This is a genomic window from Psychrobacter sp. YP14, assembly GCF_003209315.1.
Lineage (GTDB): Bacteria > Pseudomonadota > Gammaproteobacteria > Pseudomonadales > Moraxellaceae > Psychrobacter > Psychrobacter raelei.
In genome coordinates this window covers 924,793-947,208 of sequence record NZ_CP029789.1, presented here as the reverse complement: position 1 = coordinate 947,208, position 22,416 = coordinate 924,793, and the positions used below count along the sequence as shown (strand labels likewise).

21 protein-coding genes are annotated in these 22,416 nt (G+C 44.7%); 13 read left to right on the top strand and 8 right to left on the bottom strand.

Annotated elements, in window-relative coordinates; translation table 11 throughout:
- Positions 1 to 54: 54 nt before the first annotated feature.
- On the bottom strand, positions 55 to 1,806 hold the full coding sequence (locus DLE54_RS04090) for a glutamine--tRNA ligase/YqeY domain fusion protein (protein WP_041773294.1): 1,752 nt from the start codon (positions 1,804 to 1,806) through the stop codon (positions 55 to 57).
- A gap of 471 nt (positions 1,807 to 2,277) precedes the next feature.
- Between DLE54_RS04090 and DLE54_RS04085 the strand changes: the two genes are divergently transcribed.
- On the top strand, positions 2,278 to 2,790 hold the full coding sequence (locus DLE54_RS04085; RefSeq protein WP_041773541.1) for a peptidylprolyl isomerase: 513 nt from the start codon (positions 2,278 to 2,280) through the stop codon (positions 2,788 to 2,790).
- 18 nt (positions 2,791 to 2,808) lie between these two features.
- Positions 2,809 to 3,699 (top strand): UDP-2,3-diacylglucosamine diphosphatase, encoded by an 891-nt coding sequence (locus DLE54_RS04080; protein ID WP_110816338.1) that lies wholly within the window; start codon positions 2,809 to 2,811, stop codon positions 3,697 to 3,699.
- A gap of 23 nt (positions 3,700 to 3,722) precedes the next feature.
- Here DLE54_RS04080 and orn read toward each other — a convergent pair whose 3' ends face one another.
- Positions 3,723 to 4,304: an oligoribonuclease gene (gene orn / locus DLE54_RS04075; protein ID WP_011960084.1), complete on the bottom strand. Its 582-nt coding sequence runs from the start codon at positions 4,302 to 4,304 to the stop codon at positions 3,723 to 3,725.
- A gap of 542 nt (positions 4,305 to 4,846) precedes the next feature.
- Between orn and rsgA the strand changes: the two genes are divergently transcribed.
- The 4 genes from rsgA to secB all read left to right on the top strand — a co-directional run bounded on the left by rsgA (position 4,847) and on the right by secB (position 7,546).
- Positions 4,847 to 5,971, top strand: a complete 1,125-nt coding sequence (rsgA, locus tag DLE54_RS04070; protein ID WP_110816337.1) for a ribosome small subunit-dependent GTPase A — start codon at positions 4,847 to 4,849, stop codon at positions 5,969 to 5,971.
- 125 nt (positions 5,972 to 6,096) lie between these two features.
- Positions 6,097 to 6,525, top strand: a complete 429-nt coding sequence (locus DLE54_RS04065) for a rhodanese-like domain-containing protein (RefSeq protein WP_011960082.1) — start codon at positions 6,097 to 6,099, stop codon at positions 6,523 to 6,525.
- A gap of 214 nt (positions 6,526 to 6,739) precedes the next feature.
- Positions 6,740 to 7,003, top strand: a complete 264-nt coding sequence (gene grxC / locus DLE54_RS04060) for a glutaredoxin 3 (RefSeq protein WP_011960081.1) — start codon at positions 6,740 to 6,742, stop codon at positions 7,001 to 7,003.
- 93 nt (positions 7,004 to 7,096) lie between these two features.
- Positions 7,097 to 7,546, top strand: a complete 450-nt coding sequence (secB, locus tag DLE54_RS04055; RefSeq protein WP_110816336.1) for a protein-export chaperone SecB — start codon at positions 7,097 to 7,099, stop codon at positions 7,544 to 7,546.
- Between the two features lie 82 nt (positions 7,547 to 7,628).
- Here secB and adk read toward each other — a convergent pair whose 3' ends face one another.
- From adk to DLE54_RS04025, 6 genes are all read right to left on the bottom strand, one after another.
- Positions 7,629 to 8,282, bottom strand: a complete 654-nt coding sequence (gene adk, locus DLE54_RS04050) for an adenylate kinase (RefSeq protein WP_197708931.1) — start codon at positions 8,280 to 8,282, stop codon at positions 7,629 to 7,631.
- Positions 8,283 to 8,701: 419 nt separating this feature from the next.
- Positions 8,702 to 10,117 (bottom strand): c-type cytochrome biogenesis protein CcmI, encoded by a 1,416-nt coding sequence (gene ccmI, locus DLE54_RS04045; protein ID WP_011960078.1) that lies wholly within the window; start codon positions 10,115 to 10,117, stop codon positions 8,702 to 8,704.
- Between the two features lie 85 nt (positions 10,118 to 10,202).
- Positions 10,203 to 10,751 carry a cytochrome c-type biogenesis protein gene (locus tag DLE54_RS04040; protein ID WP_413775371.1) on the bottom strand — a complete coding sequence of 183 codons (549 nt, stop codon included), beginning with the start codon at positions 10,749 to 10,751 and terminating at the stop codon, positions 10,203 to 10,205.
- Between the two features lie 80 nt (positions 10,752 to 10,831).
- Positions 10,832 to 11,452 (bottom strand): DsbE family thiol:disulfide interchange protein, encoded by a 621-nt coding sequence (locus DLE54_RS04035; protein WP_011960076.1) that lies wholly within the window; start codon positions 11,450 to 11,452, stop codon positions 10,832 to 10,834.
- Positions 11,453 to 11,525: 73 nt separating this feature from the next.
- Complete coding sequence (locus tag DLE54_RS04030; protein ID WP_110816334.1) at positions 11,526 to 13,475, bottom strand: heme lyase CcmF/NrfE family subunit; 1,950 nt, start codon at positions 13,473 to 13,475, stop codon at positions 11,526 to 11,528.
- A 492-nt stretch (positions 13,476 to 13,967) separates the two neighbouring features.
- Complete coding sequence (locus tag DLE54_RS04025) at positions 13,968 to 15,299, bottom strand: DUF445 domain-containing protein (protein ID WP_011960074.1); 1,332 nt, start codon at positions 15,297 to 15,299, stop codon at positions 13,968 to 13,970.
- Positions 15,300 to 15,697: 398 nt separating this feature from the next.
- Between DLE54_RS04025 and mrdA the strand changes: the two genes are divergently transcribed.
- The 7 genes from mrdA to DLE54_RS03990 all read left to right on the top strand — a co-directional run bounded on the left by mrdA (position 15,698) and on the right by DLE54_RS03990 (position 22,392).
- Positions 15,698 to 17,734, top strand: coding sequence for a penicillin-binding protein 2 (mrdA, locus tag DLE54_RS04020; protein ID WP_110816333.1), 2,037 nt, complete (start codon positions 15,698 to 15,700; stop codon positions 17,732 to 17,734).
- Positions 17,735 to 17,800: 66 nt separating this feature from the next.
- Positions 17,801 to 18,529: a 16S rRNA (guanine(966)-N(2))-methyltransferase RsmD gene (rsmD, locus tag DLE54_RS04015; protein ID WP_110816332.1), complete on the top strand. Its 729-nt coding sequence runs from the start codon at positions 17,801 to 17,803 to the stop codon at positions 18,527 to 18,529.
- A gap of 186 nt (positions 18,530 to 18,715) precedes the next feature.
- Positions 18,716 to 19,144 (top strand): 50S ribosomal protein L13, encoded by a 429-nt coding sequence (gene rplM / locus DLE54_RS04010; protein WP_007393901.1) that lies wholly within the window; start codon positions 18,716 to 18,718, stop codon positions 19,142 to 19,144.
- A 21-nt stretch (positions 19,145 to 19,165) separates the two neighbouring features.
- Positions 19,166 to 19,552, top strand: a complete 387-nt coding sequence (gene rpsI / locus DLE54_RS04005) for a 30S ribosomal protein S9 (RefSeq protein ID WP_007393902.1) — start codon at positions 19,166 to 19,168, stop codon at positions 19,550 to 19,552.
- Positions 19,553 to 19,859: 307 nt separating this feature from the next.
- Complete coding sequence (gene petA / locus DLE54_RS04000; protein ID WP_041773293.1) at positions 19,860 to 20,444, top strand: ubiquinol-cytochrome c reductase iron-sulfur subunit; 585 nt, start codon at positions 19,860 to 19,862, stop codon at positions 20,442 to 20,444.
- 23 nt (positions 20,445 to 20,467) lie between these two features.
- On the top strand, positions 20,468 to 21,673 hold the full coding sequence (locus DLE54_RS03995; RefSeq protein WP_190272750.1) for a cytochrome b: 1,206 nt from the start codon (positions 20,468 to 20,470) through the stop codon (positions 21,671 to 21,673).
- Positions 21,673 to 22,392, top strand: a complete 720-nt coding sequence (locus tag DLE54_RS03990) for a cytochrome c1 (protein ID WP_011960069.1) — start codon at positions 21,673 to 21,675, stop codon at positions 22,390 to 22,392. The genes DLE54_RS03995 and DLE54_RS03990 overlap by 1 nt, the downstream gene beginning before the upstream one ends.
- Positions 22,393 to 22,416 lie beyond the last annotated feature (24 nt).

Below are 22,416 nucleotides of genomic sequence, written 5' to 3'. Positions count from 1 at the left end.
AACGAGATGTCGTTAGCGCCTTTTAGTCTATCAAAGATTACCAGGCTATTTATTTTATTCTGGCTTAAAGCTATCGCGTAACGTCACAGTGCGGTTGAACACAGGCTTATCACTGCTGTGCTCTACCTCATCCGCCACAAAATAGCCTTCACGCTCAAACTGGAAGCGAGTGCCCGGCTCAGCATTAGCCAAAGCGGGCTCAACGACTGCCTCTAGCTCAACTAAAGACTGATCATTAAGTGCTTGATGTACGTCCTCTACCGCACTTGGGTTCTCTGCTGCAAACAGATGCTCATACAAACGCACGGTTGCGGGTACGCCTTGCGTGGCTGATACCCAGTGAATCACACCTTTTACTTTGCGGTCTTCTGGGTTTTTACCCAGCGTCGTCTTATCGATAGTGGCTTTTAGCTCTACCACATTGCCTGCATCATCTAGCACATGCTCCGTCACGGCCAATACATAGGTATTGCGCAGACGAATCTCTGGCTTCTCAGGAGACAGACGCTTATAACCTTTTGGCGGCTCAAGCTCATAATCACCTTGATCGATATAGATGGTTTCAGTAAAAGGAATCTCACGCTCGCCCATATCAATATTTGGGTGCTTGGGCTGATTGATCCATAAGGTCTTGCTCGCCTCATCCCAGCGCGCATTAACGCCGTCATCTTTTAGGCTTTCCCACTCACTTAACGCCTCATCAAAGTTAGTGATGGTCACTTTTAGAGGTTTTAATACCGCCATACCACGCGCGGTGGTGTTCTCAAGCGATTGACGAATGCTAAATTCAAGCAAACGGAAATCTACCACGCTATCGGCTTTGGTCACACCAACACGGTCACAAAAATCACGTAGACCTTCTGGCGTATAGCCACGGCGACGCATGCCAGCAATGGTCGGCATACGTGGATCATCCCAGCCGCTGACAATGTGCTCATCAACCAACTGCTTAAGCTTACGCTTACTGGTCATGGTGTGATCAACATTTAGACGGCTAAACTCATACTGATGTGGTGGTACATCAAAGCCAATCTTCTCTACAGCCCAATCATAAAACGGACGATGATCTTCAAACTCTAGCGTACATAAGGAGTGTGTAATCCCTTCAATGGCGTCCGATAAGGGATGCGCATAATCATACATCGGATAGATGCACCATTTATCACCTGTTTGGTGATGTGCTTGATGCATAACGCGATAAATAACAGGGTCACGCATATTCATATTGGGGCTTGCCATATCAATCTTGGCACGCAGTACTGCCTCACCCTCGGCATATTTACCATTTTTCATATCATCAAAGCGCTGCAAGTTTTCTTCTACGCTGGTATCACGCTGTGGCGACGGCTTACCTGGCTCATTAAATGAACCACGGTTTTCTTTAATTTGCTCCGGCGTTTGCAAGTCAACATAGGCATCGCCTTGCTTGATCAGTTTAATAGCCCATTCATGTAGCTGATCGAAGTAGCCTGACGCATAATAAGGCTGATCGGCCCACTCAAAGCCCAACCACTGTACGTCGTTTTTGATGTTATCAATATAATCCTGCTTCTCGGCAGTGGGGTTGGTATCGTCAAAGCGCAGATTACAAATACCGCCAAACTCTTTGGCAATTCCAAAGTTTAGACAGATAGATTTGACATGACCCAAATGCAAATAGCCATTTGGCTCAGGCGGAAATCGGGTCACGATTTGATTGTATTTATCTTGGGCCAAATCTTCACGAATGATATGACGAATAAAATCGTTTTTTTGATCCTCTTTGTGCTCAGCTGAGGCATTCGCTTTATTATTTTCAGTGCTCATCGAATTACTTCTCCTATTATAAAACTTGGGGGTATCATTCATAATTTTGCCCCATTCTATCAGGTTTACCAAACCCTGTAACAGCTAGACACATGACAACCCAAAAAAAAGAGGTTAGACTACCCCTTTAAATTTAAGAGCATCTGCTCTATATAGAGCCCATTGTGCTCTTAAACAAGGGGATAACTGACCATTTTGTTGCCTAGCTGGCGAGAACTCATTCGCTAACTACAGGTGATAAACCCTACCTTTTTGGTATTGTGCCGGTTGCCTCATCACTTATATTTAGGACATAACGGGTAGTTTAACCAATAACCAGCCCATTTCATCCGATAAGGACACCCTGTGAGCACACTTAAAACGTTAGGTTTTGGTAGCTTAATTTTGCCTCTTTTTTTGATGGGCTGTACCAATACCACTGCTACTCAAACCCCCAGTACCAACATCACTACAAATTCTAAGGATACACAAATGAGCGATATGCCAGTAGTACAACTAAACACCTCTATGGGTGAGATCGTAATCGAACTTAACGCTGAAAAAGCACCTAAAACTGTTGAAAACTTTGTGTCTTATGTAAAATCAGGCCATTATGACGGTACGATTTTTCACCGCGTTATTCCAGATTTCATGATTCAAGGCGGCGGTATGGATGCTGACATGAATGAAAAAAGCACCAACGCGCCTATCGAAAACGAAGCAGACAATGGTTTGAAGAACGAGGAAGGCACCATTGCTATGGCGCGTACTCAAGATCCACACTCAGCCACCAGTCAGTTCTTTATTAACGTAAAAAACAATGCTTTCTTAAACCATTCTGGCAAAAACATGCAAGGTTGGGGCTATACCGTATTTGGTAAAGTAACCAGCGGTATGGACGTGGTTAAGAAAATTGAAGGCGTACCTACTGGCCGTTATGGCATGCACGCTGATGTACCAAAAGAGCCTGTGATTATCAACTCTGCGGTTGTGGTCAGCGAATAAGTAAGTTTTAGCTGATTTATGTCTAATCAAGATTTTGCTATTAGCAGCTATCATCACCTGATAACCACCCGACCCTATGATATCAATCGGGTGGTTATCAGTGATTTGCATTTATCCGCTGATGAGCCTGCCTTAGTGCAGGCTTTTTTGGCTTTACTTGATGATGTGTTGGTGCTGCCCAATGTACATCAGCTATATATTTTAGGCGACTGGTTTGATGCTTGGATTGGTGACGATGCGTATTTGTCATTGTCTGCTACAGAGCAAAAACGCCATTGGCTAACTCCCCTCATAACCAAGCTTACTGAGCTTAAAAATAAAGGCTGCCAAAGCTTTGTGATGCATGGCAATCGCGACTTTTTAATCGGTCAAGATTTTTGTGACAACTTCGGTGGACAGCTGATTGATGAGCCCTATCTATTAAAGCTTGGCAAGATGACGTATCGGCTAGAGCATGGCGATGCCTTGTGCACAGATGATAAACGCTATCAGCGCTTTCGTAAGGTCATGCGTAATCCATTGGTACAGTGGCTATTACTTAAGCAGCCGCTAAATAAGCGCCAAGCCTTAGCACAAAAGATACGCAGTCAAAGTGCGCTCGATAAATCAGCCAAATCGTTACAAATTATGGATGTAAATGAGCAGGCGGTCACCTGTGCTCTTAAAAAAGTCGATGGCCTCATTCATGGTCATACCCACCGCCCAGCCTGCCATCAAACTCACCTGGCGTTAAACGCCAAAGCCCGCTCTCAAACCCTTGAGTTTAAAAAACGCTATGTGCTCGGGGATTGGCGTATCCTAGACCCAGATACCCGCTGTGAACAAGTACAAGCGGTGATTGGCTTGGCTTTGGACACTCAGATTAGCTCAAGCTTTGAGCTGGTTACGTTTGAGTGGCCAACCCGTTAAGCCGCTGCCCTTTATTTAAGTGCTTAATCCAACAGTTTGAAAAAATGCTGACGATAGTGCTTCAACTCACGAATAGAATCACGAATATCATCCATCGCTAAGTGGCTGCCCGTTTTTTCAACACCCTTTAAGATATCAGGTCGCCAGCGATAGCACAGCTCTTTGATAGAGGACACATCTAGGTTTCGGTAATGAAAAAAGCGCTCTAGCTGCGGCATCTGACGCGCTAAAAAACGGCGGTCTTGGCAGATTGAGTTGCCACACATTGGAGACTTACCCTCATCGACCCATTTATTCAAAAAGGCAATGGTTTCTTGCTCGGCTTGCTCTAAAGTTACGCTGCTACGGCGCACCCTATCAATTAAGCCTGACTGCCCATGCTGCTTGGTATTCCAGTCATCCATCGCGTTTAGCTTTTGGTCTGAGACTTTAATGGCAAATACTGGACCTTCTGCCAATATGTTTAAATCCTCATCGGTGACTATGGTCGCAATTTCAATGATGTCATCATTCATTGTGTCTAGGCCGGTCATTTCTAAATCGATCCAGATAAGCCCTTTTTTGCCTTGATTCTTAATTCTAATTTTGTTGGGGTGGTCACTCATAATTTTTCCTAAACCTGCCAATATACAAAAAACATAAACGCTGCTAATTTAAAGCGTAAATCACGGTAATAAACTATTATAGATAGCCTGTAAAACATCACGAGCACGCTGCGCCTCTTATTTTGGCCACCCGTTTGGCCATCTGTTTAGCCACTAGTTATTTTAGACACTAGCCGCATAGGGTCAGAACAATGGGACAAAACAACGCGTCAAATCAGGGTACAATACAGGGCACATTGCCTAGGGTGCACCATCAAGGACACACGACAAGAGACATCACGCTATGCGGCATCACTGCCGCTTGATATCCGGTTTGGCGCTATCGATTTAAGCTGCCAGCTCGTCAGCCCTCTATGGTAACAAATTTCGACGCTTTGGCCGTAACTATTGTGCGCCTAGAAGGCGTAAACTGTCACTTTATTGTATAGCCGGTCATTAAGCGATATGCTAATAGCCCTTGAGCCAGACTGCATTCACCCTCATTGACCATCCAGATATTACAAAAAACTTCTTTTAGAACAAACCACAGGTAATTTGAATTTATGGCTTTAATACGACAACGTAAGCTGACCAAACAACAACTAAGACGCATTGATAAACAGCAAGCTCAGCAACAAGAATCGATAGATGGCAGCTTGATGGATGGCGTAGTAATGGCCCATTATGGTAAGCAATTAGAGGTGCAAGTGACCTCATTGCCTACCCTCATACCTGAGCGACCTGAAGTGGTCGAAGGAGAGCCTGAACCATTTTGGCAGGCCATTGAGCTGGGTGATATCTGGCGCTGTCATGTGCGTACCAATCTACCTATGATAGCCACAGGCGATAAAGTTCGCTGGGTGGCCGATCCCAATACCGGCTTTGGTCGCATTGAGTCGGTGCAGCCTAGAACCTCACTAATATCACGCCCCGATCGCTATCATAAGCTTAAGCCTGTGGCCGCCAACGTAGATATCTTAGCCATCGTCTTTGCCCCCTTGCCAGCAGCTGCGCCTAATTTGATTGACCGCTACTTGGTGGTCTGTCATCATGCCGATGTTAAGCCGCTATTGGTGCTCAATAAAGCTGACTTATTATCCATTGAAGATTATGCGTTTACCCAAGCCTTGCTAGATGAGTACCAAAACCTAGGTTATGAGACGGTACTCACCGCCGCGCCTTGTCCTGAAAATATCTTACATGGTGCCCAAAGTGAGGATCAGCCTAAAGCTCAGCTGGGCTTGTCGGACTTACAGCAAAAAATTAAAGATAAGTTGGTTATCTTCGCCGGTCAATCTGGGGTCGGTAAAAGCACCTTGGTTAATGCGTTATTGCCAGACTCTGAGCAAAGCGTGAACGTCATATCCACCAACTCTAAGCTTGGCCAGCACACCACCACGACCAGTCGCCTTTTGCCCTTTAATCGTGACGACTTGACCCAAGGCGGCATTGTCGATACGCCTGGTATTCGTGAATATGGTATCTGGCATTTGACCCCTGATGATATTATTGCCGGCTTCATTGAGCTCTCTGCCTTAGCGGCAGATTGTCAGTTTAGAGATTGCAAGCATACCCATAACAGTAAAGGCTGCGCACTTTGGGAGGCGGTCGCTGAAGGCAGGGTGCTACAGCGCCGGGTAGAGAGCTTGGTGACCTTGCAAGCTGAGGCCGATACCCCCACTTATTAAGTATGAGTGCCCTAGTAGCAATAGTCTACAGTCGTTAATGCATTTATAGCCTTATCACGTTATAATAATTGCCATAAAAATTTTATTGGAGAAGTGTTTTGTCTTTAGATCGCTGGCTTGAGTTCATGGCCCACCACCCGTTTTTATTCGGCACATTGGCCGTGCTTATCTTTTTGTTCTTCACTGTAGAAAACCAACGCAGTGGTAAAAAGGTGTCTCCCAATACTTTGGGCACCTTAGTGAACTCACAAAATGCACAAATCATTGATATTCGTGCCAAGAAGAAATTTGAAACCGGTTACATTCAAGGCAGCCGCAACATTCCTTTTACTCAGCTTAAAGACCGTCTAGAAGAGATTCGTGCCATTGAAGCCCCTGTGGTCATCGTCTGTGATATGGGCCTTCAAGCAGGAGCTGCCGTACAAATGATTGGCAAACCTAATGTATTTCGCCTAGATGGCGGTATCGGCGGTTGGCAGGCAGCCGGCATGCCTTTAGTGGGTGGCACCGTAAAAACCACTAAAACTGTAAATGGCAAAGCCAAAGCGCGTTAATTGACTAGCATAAGAAGTCGCTTTGCCTATTGACACCTATAGGCCACCCTTGTGTCAGATTGGTATCTTAAGTAATACATTGAATACAAAAAACAGTTAAATAACCCATTATAAACCAGGCCCAGTTTAGTAAAATCAAGGATTGTATCACCTTACCCTATTTTGCTGATTTAATGATTGGCCTATTTTAATAAATAACAAAAAGGATTATGACATGACTGCTCCTGTTACTGTATATACCACCCCCATTTGCCCTTACTGCTCTAATGCCAAACAACTTTTGAAATCAAAAGGTATTGAATTTAAAGAAATTGGTATGCATGATATCAGCTCGGATGAGCGTATGGAGCTTATGAAAAAAACCAATAACTACAGAACTGTCCCTCAAATCTTCATTGGCGACACGTTCGTGGGTGGTTTTGATCAGTTAAATCAGCTTAACCAAAGCGGTAAACTAGATGAAATGGTAAACGGCTAATCACCCACGCCTTTTATCATTTTACGCCAGATATTTAACTTTCAACGGATAACCCCGCTTACAATTTACAACCCATAACTAAGGATAATTTTCATGGCAGAACAGCAAGCCCAACCTCAACTAGCCCTTGAACGTATTTACGTAAAAGACATGTCACTTGAAGTGGCCGGTGCCGAAGTATTTACCAAAGAGTGGCAACCAGAGCTTGATATTAATTTGGCCACCACAGCTGAGCCACTTGATGAAGATCATTATCAAGTGATTTTAACAGTAACCGTTAATGCACAAAACGCAGGTGCTGCTGCCTTTATCGCTGAAGTGCATCAAGCGGGTATCTTCTTAATCAAAGACATCCCAGAAGATCAAGTGGGTCAAATTTTAGGTGCTTACTGCCCTAATATCCTATTCCCTTACGCCCGTGAAGTCATCAGTGATATCGTGACTCGTGGTAGCTTCCCTCAATTGCTACTAGCGCCTGTTAACTTTGATCAAGCTTATGCTCAAAGCCAGCAGCAGGTTACTGATGGTGAAGGCAACGCTTAATCAGCTTATTGTGATATAAAAAACCTCAGTTCAAAGATGAACTGAGGTTTTTTTACGTTAATGCTTAAAATAACGTTGAAGACTAGCCTTTTAGAGCACTAAGAATATTTTCTTTAACCACTTCAATATCTTTGGTTCCATCGAATTGATGATATTTAGGGGCATTGGCATCTTCTTTGGCTTTGTTTTGGTAAAAACCAACCAAAGTAGAGGTTTGCTCATGATAAGTAGCTAAGCGATCACGGATGGTTTCTTCTTTATCGTCATCACGCTGGATAAGTGGCTCACCTGTCTCATCATCTAAGCCTTCTTGCTTAGGCGGATTGTATTTTAGGTGATACACACGGCCTGAGCCTGGGTGCTGACGACGGCCTGATAAACGAGAGACGATCTCATCATCAGGTACGCTGATTTCTACCACATGATCGATGTCCACACCCGCTTCAATCAACGCTTCAGCTTGTGGAATAGTGCGTGGAAAGCCATCGAAGATACAACCATTAGCGCAGTCAGGCTTAGCGATACGTTCTTTCACCAGATTAATGATTAAGTCGTCTGATACTAAGCCACCAGATTTCATAATACCTTCTGCTTTTTTGCCAAGCTCAGTGCCCTCTTTGATGGCAGCACGTAGCATATCACCGGTAGAAATCTGTGGAATATCATATTGTTTAGATATGAATTGTGCTTGGGTGCCTTTACCTGCCCCTGGAGGCCCTAGCAAAATAATACGCATCATAGTCGTAATCCTCTTAAGTTGTGTAGATGAGCAAATATCATCCAAAAAATAAAGCGCCTAAATTAATTGAGCATCGATAACCACAAGCCCTAAATATACTATTTATCATAAGGTGGTGACAACTTCTCATTCGCTAGTAGCCACTAGGGACGCTTTAATCCTGTCATATAAAACACAAATACCTTACATTGTGCTGAAAAAAAGCTCAAGCTATTTTGATAATAAATACCGATATAACGAAAACTTATTAGTCAAAATTAAGTCACTTTTATGACAACAGCATAGCCACGCTTATGGCTAGGGTAACGGCTCACTTTGTTATTTTATTTTACCCTATTTTTGTTATGCCCTGTTTGTGCTTTGCCCTACGGTTTTGAGAAAAGCTTTGTTGCAACTGATCTCAAAACCCATGCCCATTAAGGCACCTGTTTATTAATCTCAAGTGCCACTTTTAAATCACCCGCTACCCCCTGATACTCTAAGGGTAAATCAGTGGCTTCTAAATCACCGGACGCTGTCATCGCTTGCCCTGATTTACTAATACGGGCTTTTACTACCAAAGACTTGCCTTCAGCCATAGCTTTTGACAAGGTATGGGTAGGCATCATCGCATCATTGTCATTAAGCTCGATATTAAAGCCACTCACTGCACTGCTTAACTGAGTAGCCGGCACGCGCTTCACTGCCAATGGGGCACCGCCTGTGGCCTCTTGAACGGTCACAAACAGTATATCGCTGGGCTCAACCATACTGTCCAAGCTTTTGTTTAACGTCACGGTAACTGCCACAGACTGAGCAGAAGCAGCGCTATCTGTAGTGCTCTTGGCTCCTGAGGTTTGTGCTTGTAACGCTGCCTGTTGCTGCTGAGCAATATTACGGCTTAACTCATTTAAGCTATTTAAAGCCTCACTGTGATCGCCATCTCTGGCAGCAATGCCTTGTCTTAAACGCTCAACCCATGCTTGTGCCTGCTCATAGTTACCTGAGCGGGCCTCACCCATTGCCATAAGCATTTGGGCGCCTTGATGCTCTGGATTTTTTCTTAGTACATTTTGTAATGCTTCACGGCTGCTGCTATCTAGCATGCCGCCACTGGTGAAGAACTTGGTCTGAGCGTAGGCAACGGCGACTTCTTCATCTTCTGGGCTTAAGCGATAAGCACGTGATTGGGCTTCTAAAGCTTGGTCGTTGGCTTCAAATGCCATTAAAATATCGGCCAATCGCATCCAGCGCATAGGGTCATAGGCATGATGATGCACGTTGGTCTGGATGGCGCCCATCAGACCAATACTATCTTCGGTGGCCCACTCAGGCGGGGCATCAATTTTGCCGGTCAATAAGTCATCTGCTACCTGCCCCACCTTATCTTGCGCTTGCCACAGATTCGTCACAGCGGTTCGATCACCAGACAAAAAGTATGCCATGATCATCAAAATGGGCACACAGATCAAGATAGTTAAGCGTGCTTTGGCACTGCGGGTGAATCTTTGCTCACGCTGGGCCTTGGCAATGGCGCTGCTGCTATGCCCATTATGTGCCAAATCGGTATCTAGGTTATCGTCCAAAATAAGGCTGTTTTTATCATCACTGGCCAAAAGCAGTTGACGCTCAAGCTCAGTTTTTTGAGTTTTAAACTCAGCCTCACTCATGCCGCCTAAATTATAGTCGGCTTTTAGCTCCTCTAGACGCTCTTTAAATACCTCAATATTTAGCACGATCAGTTGATTATTTTGAGCAGATTTATCCACTCTAAGCCAAGGCATTAAGACAATAACCGCCAAGACAAGTGTCAATATTATTGCCAGCGCGACAAAAATCACTAACGTTGGCATGATTTAACTCCTTACAAGTTGAGGTATAAAGCGCATAAGATAGGCTGTGAAGCCTACATTCACTGCTGCGTTATAAAAGCTTAGGCTATTTTAAATCGCTATCGGAGCGTTTTGTTGGGCTATTTGCATCAGATGTTGAGCCGTGTTTGCGTAGTAACGCATTTAGCTTGGCTGCTTCTTCACTGGATAATTCTGACTCAATTTTGTCAGCATCGGTTAGGCGGCTCGCCGCTTTTGTATCACTTTGAGCAGCCTGTGCTGTGGCCAACGCCTTATTTCTCTGGCCTTGTTTGGTACGCCACAACCAGCCCGCTACCAATAAAATTAAAATCAGTGGTGGAAAATACCATAAGATCCAAGTAGAAGGACGTACAGGCGGTTTATAGCTGATAAAGTCGCCGTAACGCTCATACATGTATTCGCGAATTTGCGCATCACTTTGTCCGGCGATGACCATCTCATAAGTTTTACGCTTTAGGTCTTGTGCAATTTGTGAGTCAGAGCCGGCTAAGTTTTGGTTTTGGCACTTTGGGCAACGAAACTCTTCAATCAAGGCTTTATACTGCGCCTCTTGGCTGGGGCTGTTAAACTCATACACCTCAATGGCAGCCTGCGCCGAAGTATGAAATCCCATAAGGCTAAAGGCCAGAACTAAGATACTTAGGCTATATTTTAGGGCTCGGCCAAATGACTGTAATGTTAGGCTTGATGCATTCATTTACACACCTCTGCGATATTTTTGGCGGTATCTGCGGCAGACAAATCCGCTTGTTGTTCACCAAGCTTATTGAGCAAAGAGACACAAGGTTCAATACGCGCCTTCCAGTTCTCCTCAGCCACCTCACCGATAATGTGTTGGCGAATGTTATTCTCCGAATCCACCACAAAGGTCTCAGGCGCTCCTGTCAGACCTAGATCAATGGCAAAGCTACCTGAATAATCACGGAAGCTAAATAAGAAAGGATCGCCACCATCCGCCAGATAGCCATTGGCATTTTCAAGCTCATCTTTATAGTTAACACCCACAATAGGGACGCCCTGCTCATGCAGCTGCATTAAATAAGGGTGCTCAACGATACAGGTTGGGCACCAAGAGCCCCAGACGTTAATTAAAAATGGTGTCTTAGGTAAATCTGCATTGGTCACATTTTTTGAAGGGTCAGACAAAAGCGGCAAGTCAAAAGTCGGAACCGGACGGTTGAGCGCATTATCAATGACCACCTCTGTCGGTTTACCCAACCGAGCAAAGAACATGACAATCAGACCTGCAAAGACAATCAGTGGAATTAAAAACCAGACCTTAAATTGTGACTTCTTCATGACCGGATCAGACATTTATAGCTTCCTTAAATAACAAGTTATGAACCTAGCTTAACGTATACGACTGACTACGCCTAACCAATCTTAATTAAGACTTTTTTAGGCGATAACGACGATCTAGCATACTGATAATGCCGCCTAACGCCATCACTATGGCACCAAGCCATAGCCATGCAATCATGGGCTTAACATACACACGCACTGCCCAATTACCCTCAGGCTCATTGGCATTAATCGGCTCGCCTAGGGCCACATAGACATCTCGTAGCATAGTGGTTTGGATACCCGCTTCGGTCATAGGCATGCTACTGACCACATAATCACGTTTTTGTGGGTATAACGTGGTCACAAACTTACCGTCTTTTTCGACCTTAATCTCCGCTTGAGTGGCATCATAGTTTTTGCCGCGCACTTGTTCGAAGTCAACTAAAGTAAAGTGGTAATCATTGACATCCACAGTATCGCCCACCGTCATTGCCACATCTTTTTCGACACTCAGCGCGGTGGTCACACCAATACCCAAAGCGACAATCAATACGCCCACATGCGCAATTTGCATGCCCCAATAATGAGCTTTTAAACGCTTTAGACCTTGGCCAAGGCTTGGTGCATTGCGGGTTTTTTCTTTGATGTCATACAACATCCAGCCCAGCACCCACAAACACAATAAACCGGTGATAATAATTTGGACATTAAGACTTTTGGTAATGAGGTAGGTAATAATACCGGCTAACAATGCACTGCTTACCAAAATGGTGGTGGCAGCACCTAGCAGTGGGCGTTTGTCTTGCTTCCAGCGCAAGTTTGAGCCCATACCCATAGTCAATAAAATCAGCCACGCCAAAGGCACGAACAAGGCGTTAAAGTAAGGAGGGCCCACCGATACCTGACCCAAATTAAAGGAGTCAGCAATGATGGGATACAAGGTTCCTAGTAGAACCACTAAGGTGGCCACTAATATTACTATGTTGTTGATTACTAATAAGGTCTCACGTGATTTTAGACCATAATGACTCTCAACGGTCAAGCGCCATCCGCGCACAGCGAACACAAATAACCCTGAGCCAATCACCACCCCTAAGATGGCTAAAATGGCCAAACCACGCGTGGGATCAGCAGCAAAAGAATGCACAGAGGTAATCACCCCTGAGCGCACCAAGAAGGTTCCCAGTAAGCTTAGCGCAAAGGCGAAGATAGACAGCATAATGGTCCACGCTTTAAACACCCCACGCTTTTCAGTTACCGCCAACGAGTGAATTAAGGCCGTACATGCCAGCCAAGGCATCAAGGATGCATTCTCAACCGGATCCCAGAACCACCAACCGCCCCAACCAAGCTCATAATAAGCCCACCAAGAGCCCAAAGCGATACCCAAGGTCAAAAAGCCCCATGCCGCTAGCGCCCAAGGGCGAGACCAACGCGTCCATACCGCATCCAAACGACCGGCCCAAAGCGCCGCCATACAAAATGCAAACGGCACTGCCATTCCTACATAGCCCATATATAGCATAGGTGGATGGAAAATTAAGCCGGGGTCTTGTAGTAAGGGGTTTAGATCCGCCCCATCCACAGGGACATTGGGTAAGGTGCGATCAAAAGGTGAGGAGGTAAAAATCAGCATGGCCAACATCATCAACTGTACGGCCGCTAAGATGACTAAAACGCGAGCACGCATATTGAGTGGTAAGCCGCGGCTAAACCAAGCCACCATGGATGACCAGCCAGCCAAAATGGTTACCCACAATAGTAAAGACCCTTCGTGACCACCCCAAGTGGCAGATAGCTTATAGTACCAAGGCAGCAAAGAGTTGGAGTGCTGGGCGACATACACTAAAGTAAAGTCGTTATAATAAAACCCAGCCATCAGTGCCAAAAAGGACAATCCTACTGCCACGAACTGTGCCCAAGCTAAGCTTGGAGCCAAACGCTGCAAATGAGGCTGCTGCCGGACAATGCCAAAAGTTGGTAGCACCACTTGCAGTAACGCCAATACCATTGATGCCACTAAAGCAAAATACCCTAGCTCAGTAATTACCATATTCGCTCGCCCTAAAACTACTACGCTGTTGCTTATTTATCATCATGAGGCAGGTTTTGCCCCATCAAAATAAGCGTGTGAATACTCATGAAACTTTAAATTGTCGACCATCACTCAAGGCATGGTGAACACTGATATTTGTGTTACTCATATTTTAATAGCACTTGTCTTTGCCTAATTGGCCACGCTTAACTTAACTGCGCTTGGTCTATCAGCACGCATGACATACATAACATCACTAATTATGTAGTCTCTATTGATAACCTTTTTAGTAAGTTATGCGCTCTTGACGAATAAAGCCACTCAGTCAATAGAGTGGCTTTATCAAAGACAATTTATAGCGGCTATTATATAGAGTTACGGGCCATATAAACAGCCTTGGTAACAAACCACTTAACCCGAAAAACCTGCCTAAGACGCCGCTTAAGACAGAGATAGCTTGTGCCCTGCATAAGGATGCAGCTTATAGCAGTCATGGGTCTAATTATAAATCTAACCGCCACTGATGGGGAAAAAGACCAGTATTAAGTGTAGCCAACCGGCCAAAAAACCCGTCACCCCACCCAAGATAATTAATGTGGTTTCATCCTCTCTAAAGGCGGGACGCAGCAAGTTTTGGAACTCTCTGGGTGTTAACGCTTTAATACGCTCACAAAACAGGCCATAAATCTTGCTAGCACGGCTTTCATTAAGCCCCGGATCACGGATAGGCACCATAGTGGCATCAATAGACTTATCGATAATGGTATTTTTGAGCTGACCAAACTCTCGTCGCCCCAAGCCGACACGCAAAGTGGTGCTGACCACAGGTGACTCTAACACTCCATATAAATGGCGCTTCATTAGATTGCGGGTCTCAGCCGCTTTATAGCCATACATCATCTCATTCATGATGTTCTCAAGGGTTACCAGCTCTTGCACCACGATGCCGGCGAACACCTCTGACACCTCAGGCTGACGCTTCATAAAGCCGCCTTGCCAATAATAGGTGTCCATACGAGGGATAACTGGCACCACAAAAGGAAAGCCTTTGACCTTTTTAAACAGTCTTAAATACTTAACCGGTACCGGCTCTACTGGATTAAACACCATCCAAATGGCAATCCAGTTAGTCAAAAAGCCCCAGATGGCAGCAAAAAATGGTACTGTCCAGTGCTGTGGCACCAACAGATAAATAAACATCTGCACGATACCAAACACAAAGCCTATAAGCGCACTAATATGCCAAATAAAGTTGATCTCTTTTTGGCCCACCTTCAAAAACATATTGACCATCAAACGGCGGTCATTTTCCATAGTACGCACAATCATTTGGCGCATATCTACCAAGTCTTCTACGTTGTGGGTTAAGTCTACCACAAGCTCACGCATGATAATGGGAAGCTGCTCATGGGCATGCGCGTAGATGCGGCGCTTTAATGCATACGGCAAATTGCTCCACAAAGAGGCAGAGCGCTCATTCATAATCTCATCAATAAGATGTTCAAGATTGGCATCGACTGTTTTAGTAATAAAGTCAGCCATCTCTTCAGGCTCCATCGCCTTAAAGAATTCATCAAGTGAGCCAAGCTTAGATAAGGTCTGATCAACAATGACCCCTGAGATTTTACCTGCCTTACGCGGCACAATACCCTGCCAGCCAATACCCTGCCAGCCAAACGGTAGGTTAGGAATTTTTATCCCCCAAAACTTAATGGGATAAAACAGCATTTTTAATGCCATCCAAACATGCGCCCAAGTCACAAATGCCGTCACAAACGGGATAGTGAGCATCGCTAAAAATTCAGGATGTGCAGTTAAGACTTGCCAAATAGAAGAGAACATGTTGGATATATCACTTATTCTTTATTGTTCTTTATAGACTTAGGTTAAACACCCACTTCCGTGTATCGGTCATTTTGTGTGCCAAATTCTAACACACCCACCACTGATTTACTTAAGCGTACTCGCAAATCATAGCAGGCACTGATAATAGCTTGATATCATCAAATTGTGCAATAGTTAACCCCTAATCTTATAAGTCACTGTTTAATTTTGCTCAATAAAAGAGCTGATTAAAAATTTCTCACTCAGATAAATAGCATTAAAAACTGTCTTTGAATATTTGCGCTCAATTACCATGCAGCACAGTTTGGTATGATATAATTAGAAATATTGGTTTTTTTACCCGCATATTAAGCCCTCACCTTCCAATCTTTTTGCCTGCTAAGCATATACACTTAATGAAACAACCTATCTCCTCAGATATTCGACAAGAAAATCGGGTGTTTATCAGCCGTATTTTTTTTGCTGCGCTATTTATCTTCTTAGGCCTTTCGGTGCTTATGGCCCGCTATTGGTACTTGCAAGTGTATTCTCACGAAAAATACATCACTCAAGCAGACAACAACCGGGTTAAGCTCATCTCAGATCCGCCCTCTCGCGGTTATATCTATGACCGTAATGGCTATTTGCTGGCCGATAATAAGCCGGTGTTTACAGCCATGCTTAGCCCAGATGAGATTAAGGATCCGGCACGTACGTTGCATCTGTTAGCGCCTATCTTCGATTTAACTGAAGAGGACATTATCGATATCTTGGCACGCATTGACAAAAATAAAAATGATCCGGTCACGGTAAAAATTGACATCACTGATGCGCAAATGGCGCAGTTTAGTGAGCGTAAGCCATTTTTTAAAGGCGTGAGCATCCAAAGCAAACTAACGCGCAGCTATCCTTATGATGATTTATTTGCGCACGTTATCGGTTATGTGGGTCGTATTAATGATAAAGAGTCTAAGAAAATAGACAAAGAGCGTTATGCAGGCACTGATTTAATTGGCAAGATTGGTATCGAGAATTACTATGAGGATTTATTGCTCGGTAAGCCTGGGCATCAAGCGGTCGAGACCAACGTCCATGGCGATGTGCTGCGCAAACTTGATAGCACGCCGCCTGTTCCAGGTAATGACATTTATTTAAGCCTAGATTACGGCCTACAAAAGGTGGCTCAAGAACAACTTAACGGCCGCCGCGGTGCTATTGTCGCCATTGACCCTAAAAATGGCGATGTCTTAGCCTTCGTTAGTAACCCAAGCTTTGACCCTAACCCTTTTATTTCGGGCATCTCTTTTAAAGATTATGGGGCGCTGCGCGATGACCCCGATCAGCCTCTTTATAACCGAGCGCTTCAGGGCATGTACCCTCCGGCCTCTACCATCAAGCCTTTTGAGGGTTTGGGCGCTATTCATTATGGGGTAATGGGCTGGAATGATACCATTTATGACCCCGGCTACTTTACCCTACCGGGCGACAGTCACCGCTTTCGTGACTGGAAAAAAGGCGGTCATGGTACGGTTAACCTCACCAAATCTATCGTCATGTCTGTGGATACTTACTATTATAAATTGTCGTATCAATTGGGCATTCAAAGACTGCATGATTGGATGATCCGCTTTGGCTTTGGCAGCCCTACCGGTATTGATTTGCCAGGTGAGAAATCTGGCGTTATGCCCTCCCCTAAGTGGAAAAAAGACACCTATGATAAAGACTGGCTACCGGGTGAGACCATTTCGGTCAGTATTGGCCAAGGTTACTTTTTGGCGACGCCGCTTCAGGTTGCTAATGCCACAGCCATGACCGCAAACTTAGGTAAGAAGCTTACCCCGCATATGCTTAAGCGATCTGAAGGTGCTGCAGAGGTACATCCTATTGATCGGCCGACAGGTCAAATTGAATTTAATGGCACCCAAGCGGACTGGCTAAAAATGCGCGATGCGATGGAGGAGACCGTTAAAAGAGGAACCGGTCACGGTATTTATACTCCGCGGTATCGCATCGCTGGTAAAACCGGTACCGCTCAGGTCAAGTCCATTGCTCAGGGCAAAAGCTATAACAAGGCCGCTTTAGATAAGCGCCACTGGGACCACGCGTGGTTCACCGGCTTTGCACCGGTAGAAGACCCTGAGATTGCTGTGGCCGTCTTGGTCGAAAACGGTGGCGGTGGTGGCTCAACAGCCGCACCGATTGGCCGCGCCTTGTTTGATTATTGGATACTGCGCCGTAAAAGCGACCCAATCGTACCACCTACACCCGACGAGCTGGCTATTATAAAAGCGCAAAAGGCTGAAGAAAAAGCACGCCTAGATGCCGAACGTGATGCCCAAGCTGCGCTAGAAGAAGCCCTTAAAGAGCAGCAAAAGCAGAGCGGCACTACTCAGCCTGGCGACAAGCCTGTTGAAAAATCTGCCGACAAGCCAAAACCAGCCCAAAGCAATTAACGGATCTATTGAGTAAAATGTGCCTGTATACCGTCAATCTACTATAAAGATGTGAGAGTCTTGCTTATGAGTGCCAAGCGCCAACGCCCTGTTAAGACAGCCCGCTCGAAAATGAGCAAACAGCCTGTTAAACACACTGCTGCAAAATCTGGCAAAAGTGGTGTTACCGGTCAGGTGCGCATTATTGGCGGTCAATTTAAACGCCAATTGGTGCCCTTTATTGATGCCGATGGTCTACGGCCTAGCCCAGATAGATTGCGCGAGACTTTATTTAACTGGGTGCAATTTGAGCTCCATGATGCCACCGTGTTAGATCTGTGTGCCGGCAGCGGCGCATTGGGCTTTGAGGCCTTATCACGAGGCGCTCATTATGTCACTTTTATTGAGCTACAACCCAAGCAGGCCGCTTTACTTGGGCAAACTGCCGAGCGCTTAAAGCTGCCGGCATCAAGCCTAGCCGTACATGTGGGTGATGCCCTAAGCCTAATACCTACCTTAGCGCTCAAGCACCGTGCAGCAAGCGTAGCGGAGCAGACAAACTTGCAAAGTAGCGACAACGCTTTTGGCTATCATTTGGTGTTTGTCGATCCGCCTTACGACTTAGAGCTATGGGTACCTTTATTAACCGCCCTTATAGAAAATAAATTGGTCAATAAACATACTTTATTTTATTTAGAAGATAGGCGAGAGATTTCCCAAACCTTGCAAGGGTTAGCGTATAATTACACCCTTTTAAAAGAGACAAAAATGGGGCAGATTTTTGCCAGTTTAATTCAAGTACAAATAGAAGCCTAAATGCGCAGGTTAGTTAAAATAAATAATCTGTGCTAATTACATTCTTATGTTGCTTTTTTTGTAGCCAATGACTACAATGTGCGTCTGTTTTTTGAGAGCCCCGTTTCCCCCAACACTCTCAACGACAGTGAAGCAGTTTAGCTGTTTCACAGACAACTGCTTCACTCGATAACTTAAGGTTTAATCATGAAAACACAAAGTGCAAAGCCCGCTGAGGTTACTCACGACTGGTATATCGTCGATGCTGAAGGTAAAACTTTAGGTCGTCTTGCCACTCAAATTGCTGCTCGCCTACGCGGTAAGCATAAGCCTTCTTTCACTCCGCATGTCGATACTGGCGATTATATCGTTGTTATCAATGCTGACAAGATTGCTGTAACTGGTAAGAAAGCCCAAGACAAAAAATACTATCGTCACAGTGGCTATCCTGGCGGCATTAAAGAGACTAACTTCACTAAGTTAATCGCTCATAAACCAGAAGAAGTTCTTTTGAAAGCCGTAAAAGGCATGTTACCTAAAGGCCCTCTTGGTTATGCTACTATTAAGAAGTTGAAGCTATATGCTGGTACAGAGCATCCACATGCCGCCCAGCAGCCTAAAGAACTAGACATCTAATCGCATAATCAGGAGTAAGTTATGGAACGCAATTACGGAACTGGTCGTCGTAAAACGTCAACTGCCCGCGTCTTTTTATCAAAAGGTACTGGTAACATCGTTGTAAACGGCAAACCACTTGATGAGTATTTTGGTCGTGAAACTTCACGTATGGTTGTTCGTCAGCCACTAGAATTACTTGATTCAGCTGAAACTTATGATATCTATGCTACTGTTAAAGGTGGTGGTATCAATGGTCAAGCCGGTGCTATCCGTCATGGTATCACTCGCGCGCTAATCGAGTCTGACGAAACTTTAAAACCTGCTCTTAAAGAAGCTGGTTTTGTTACTCGTGACTCACGTCAAGTTGAACGTAAGAAATTGGGTCTACGCAAAGCGCGTAAACGTCCTCAATTCTCTAAACGTTAATTTATTTTATAGGCAGAGTTGTACTTGCTTATTTAATATCAAAAAAACCCTTGTTGACTCAAGGGTTTTTTTATTTTTACAGATGCGAATTTATTTTATTACTAAAATAGCTTAGAATAGACACAATTAGTAATATTAGGCAAAGCCAATGTAACCCAACATATATTATTAATGACAAATAACACAGCGGAAGTAAAAGTTATTGTCTTCTTATTGCATTGGGTTTTACATACCAGTATGAAACTGTACGAGTTACTTATATACTAGGTGCCGTCATTTCATGACTTTTATCTGGAGGAAGTTTTTAATGAGCCATGCCGAAGGCGTCAACATAAAACGCCGTAGAGTTCTGATCGCTTCAACTGCCGCTATTGGCGCAGTAGGAGTTGCATCGGTGGCCACGCCATTTGTTCGCTCTTGGTATCCAAGTGCGAAGGCTGAAGCTGCAGGTGCTGCCGTTACCCAAGACATTAGTGCCATTGAAGATGGTCAAATGATTGTGGTGAAATATCGTGGTAAACCAATCTTCGTCGTCAAGCGTACTCCTGAGATGTTGGACAACTTAACTAAAGTAACGCCTTTATTAAGTGACCCACAATCTGAGGCTTCAGTGCAACCTGAATACGCCAAAAACGAAACCCGCTCACGTGAGCCTACTGTCTTGGTAGTAGAAGGTGTTTGTACCCATTTGGGCTGTGCACCAAACTATCGCCCAGAAGTAGGTGCAGCTGACTTAGGTGGTGGTGATTGGTTCGGTGGTTTCTTCTGCCCATGCCATGGTTCAAAATACGACCTAGCTGGACGCGTGTACAGCGGTGTACCTGCCCCACTAAACCTACCAATACCTGACTACAGTGTTGATGGTCCTATCTTAACTATTGGGGAGGCATGATCATGAGTTTTGGTAAAAAGATGATGAGCTGGGTTGATGCCCGCTTCCCCGCGACTGAGACGTATGAATACCATATGTCGAAGTACTACGCACCAAAGAACTTCAACTTTTGGTATTTCTTCGGTGTTTTATCAATGATTGTGTTGGTCAACCAGTTAGTAACTGGTATTTGGCTGACCATGATGTTTAACCCAAGTGCTGAAGGCGCGTTTGCTTCTGTTGAATACATCATGCGTGATGTTAAAGGCGGCTGGTTGATTCGCTACATGCACTCTACCGGTGCTTCTGCCTTCTTCGTAGTGGTCTACCTGCATATGTTCCGCGGTATGCTCTATGGCTCATATAAGAAGCCTCGTGAGCTTATCTGGCTAATTGGTATGGGTATCTACCTATGTCTAATGGCAGAAGGCTTCTTCGGTTACCTACTTCCTTGGGGTAACATGTCATTTTGGGGTGCTCAGGTTATTCTTAACTTACCTGCAGCTATTCCTGTCATTGGTGACGGCCTTGCTGAATGGGTTCGTGGTGACTACCTAATCTCTGGTATTACCCTTAACCGTTTCTTCGCCCTACACGTTGTGGCCATTCCATTGGTATTAGTAGGCTTAGTATTCATTCACTTAGTGGCGCTACACCATGTGGGTTCAAATAACCCTGATGGCGTTGATATTAAAAAGCTAAAAGATAAAAACGGCGTACCTTTAGACGGTGTTCCATTCCACCCTTACTACACTGTGCATGACTTAGTGGGTATCGTGGTATTCTTTATCATCTTCTTTGCTGTTATCTTCTTCTTCCCAGAAGGTGGTGGTTTCTTCTTAGAAAAACCAAACTTCGAAGTGGCTAACTCATTGAAGACTCCGCCACACATTGCCCCAGTTTGGTACTACACGCCATTTTATGCAATTTTACGTGCAGTTCCTGATAAGTTAGGTGGTGTTATTGCGATGGGTGGTGCGATTGCCATGTTGTTTTTATTGCCATGGTTAGACCGTTCACCTGTGAAGTCTATTCGTTACAAAGGTATTTTATCTAAGATTGCACTAGGTATCTTCGTAGTTAGCTTCTTAGTACTAGGTTACTTAGGTGTGGCACCTGCTACTCCAGTGAACACTATCCTAGGTCGTATCTTTACTATCTTGTACTTCTTATATTTCTTATTGATGCCTATTTATACATCAATTGAGACATGTAAGCAGCCACCTGAACGCGTTACTGGAGGTCACTAATGAGTGCTTTAACTAAATCATTGACCGGCTTCGGATTTGGTGTTGCTTTAACACTAGCCGCCACTACCTCTGCGCAAGCAGCAGGTGGTGAAGGCTGCGGCACCTTTACCAACGCAGATGGTGTGGAAGAGCATTTAGCGTGTAGCACAGCCCCTATCGACTTTGCTAATAAAGGTTCTTTGCAGCGTGGTGCTACCATGTTCATGAACTACTGTGCAGGCTGTCATACGGCTAAATACGTGCGTCATTCACGTATTGCTCAAGACTTAGAGATTCCACCTGAATTGGTTGAGAAGTACTTATTGGTTACTTCAGATCAAATCGGTGATCAAATTGACAACGGTATTGACCCTGAAATTCAAGCCTCTTGGTTTGGCGCGCCACCACCTGATTTATCTTTAGAGACACGTCTACGTGGTGATGACTGGGTATACACATACCTACTTAGCTTCTATGAAGATCCTAGCCGTCCTTGGGGCGCGAACAACCTAGTGCTGCACAATGCTGCTATGCCTCACGTTTTGATGAACTTACAAAACCAGTTGGGCGAAGAAGAATACCGCAGCCGTGTGGGTGACCTCGTCAACTTTATGGCTTGGATGGCAGAGCCTGTTCGTGAAGACCGTCAACGCTATGGCTTCTTCGTGATTATCTTCTTGCTAATTTTATTAATCCCAGTTTACTTACTAAATAAAGAGTTCTGGAAAGACGTAAAATAGTCTGCCTAAGCCTAAATAGCTCAG

Excerpts from the sequence above, each read along its gene's own strand:
- DLE54_RS04090 (WP_041773294.1), bottom strand. The coding sequence starts at position 1,806 with ATGAGCACTGAAAATAATAAAGCGAATGCCTCAGCTGAGCACAAAGAG.
- DLE54_RS04085 (WP_041773541.1), top strand. The coding sequence starts at position 2,278 with ATGAGCGATATGCCAGTAGTACAACTAAACACCTCTATGGGTGAGATC.
- DLE54_RS04080 (WP_110816338.1), top strand. The coding sequence starts at position 2,809 with ATGTCTAATCAAGATTTTGCTATTAGCAGCTATCATCACCTGATAACC.
- orn (WP_011960084.1), bottom strand. The coding sequence starts at position 4,304 with ATGAGTGACCACCCCAACAAAATTAGAATTAAGAATCAAGGCAAAAAA.
- rsgA (WP_110816337.1), top strand. The coding sequence starts at position 4,847 with ATGGCTTTAATACGACAACGTAAGCTGACCAAACAACAACTAAGACGC.
- DLE54_RS04065 (WP_011960082.1), top strand. The coding sequence starts at position 6,097 with ATGGCCCACCACCCGTTTTTATTCGGCACATTGGCCGTGCTTATCTTT.
- grxC (WP_011960081.1), top strand. The coding sequence starts at position 6,740 with ATGACTGCTCCTGTTACTGTATATACCACCCCCATTTGCCCTTACTGC.
- secB (WP_110816336.1), top strand. The coding sequence starts at position 7,097 with ATGGCAGAACAGCAAGCCCAACCTCAACTAGCCCTTGAACGTATTTAC.
- adk (WP_197708931.1), bottom strand. The coding sequence starts at position 8,282 with ATGCGTATTATTTTGCTAGGGCCTCCAGGGGCAGGTAAAGGCACCCAA.
- ccmI (WP_011960078.1), bottom strand. The coding sequence starts at position 10,117 with ATGCCAACGTTAGTGATTTTTGTCGCGCTGGCAATAATATTGACACTT.
- DLE54_RS04040 (WP_413775371.1), bottom strand. The coding sequence starts at position 10,751 with ATGGGATTTCATACTTCGGCGCAGGCTGCCATTGAGGTGTATGAGTTT.
- DLE54_RS04035 (WP_011960076.1), bottom strand. The coding sequence starts at position 11,452 with ATGTCTGATCCGGTCATGAAGAAGTCACAATTTAAGGTCTGGTTTTTA.
- DLE54_RS04030 (WP_110816334.1), bottom strand. The coding sequence starts at position 13,475 with ATGGTAATTACTGAGCTAGGGTATTTTGCTTTAGTGGCATCAATGGTA.
- DLE54_RS04025 (WP_011960074.1), bottom strand. The coding sequence starts at position 15,299 with ATGTTCTCTTCTATTTGGCAAGTCTTAACTGCACATCCTGAATTTTTA.
- mrdA (WP_110816333.1), top strand. The coding sequence starts at position 15,698 with ATGAAACAACCTATCTCCTCAGATATTCGACAAGAAAATCGGGTGTTT.
- rsmD (WP_110816332.1), top strand. The coding sequence starts at position 17,801 with ATGAGTGCCAAGCGCCAACGCCCTGTTAAGACAGCCCGCTCGAAAATG.
- rplM (WP_007393901.1), top strand. The coding sequence starts at position 18,716 with ATGAAAACACAAAGTGCAAAGCCCGCTGAGGTTACTCACGACTGGTAT.
- rpsI (WP_007393902.1), top strand. The coding sequence starts at position 19,166 with ATGGAACGCAATTACGGAACTGGTCGTCGTAAAACGTCAACTGCCCGC.
- petA (WP_041773293.1), top strand. The coding sequence starts at position 19,860 with ATGAGCCATGCCGAAGGCGTCAACATAAAACGCCGTAGAGTTCTGATC.
- DLE54_RS03995 (WP_190272750.1), top strand. The coding sequence starts at position 20,468 with ATGAGCTGGGTTGATGCCCGCTTCCCCGCGACTGAGACGTATGAATAC.
- DLE54_RS03990 (WP_011960069.1), top strand. The coding sequence starts at position 21,673 with ATGAGTGCTTTAACTAAATCATTGACCGGCTTCGGATTTGGTGTTGCT.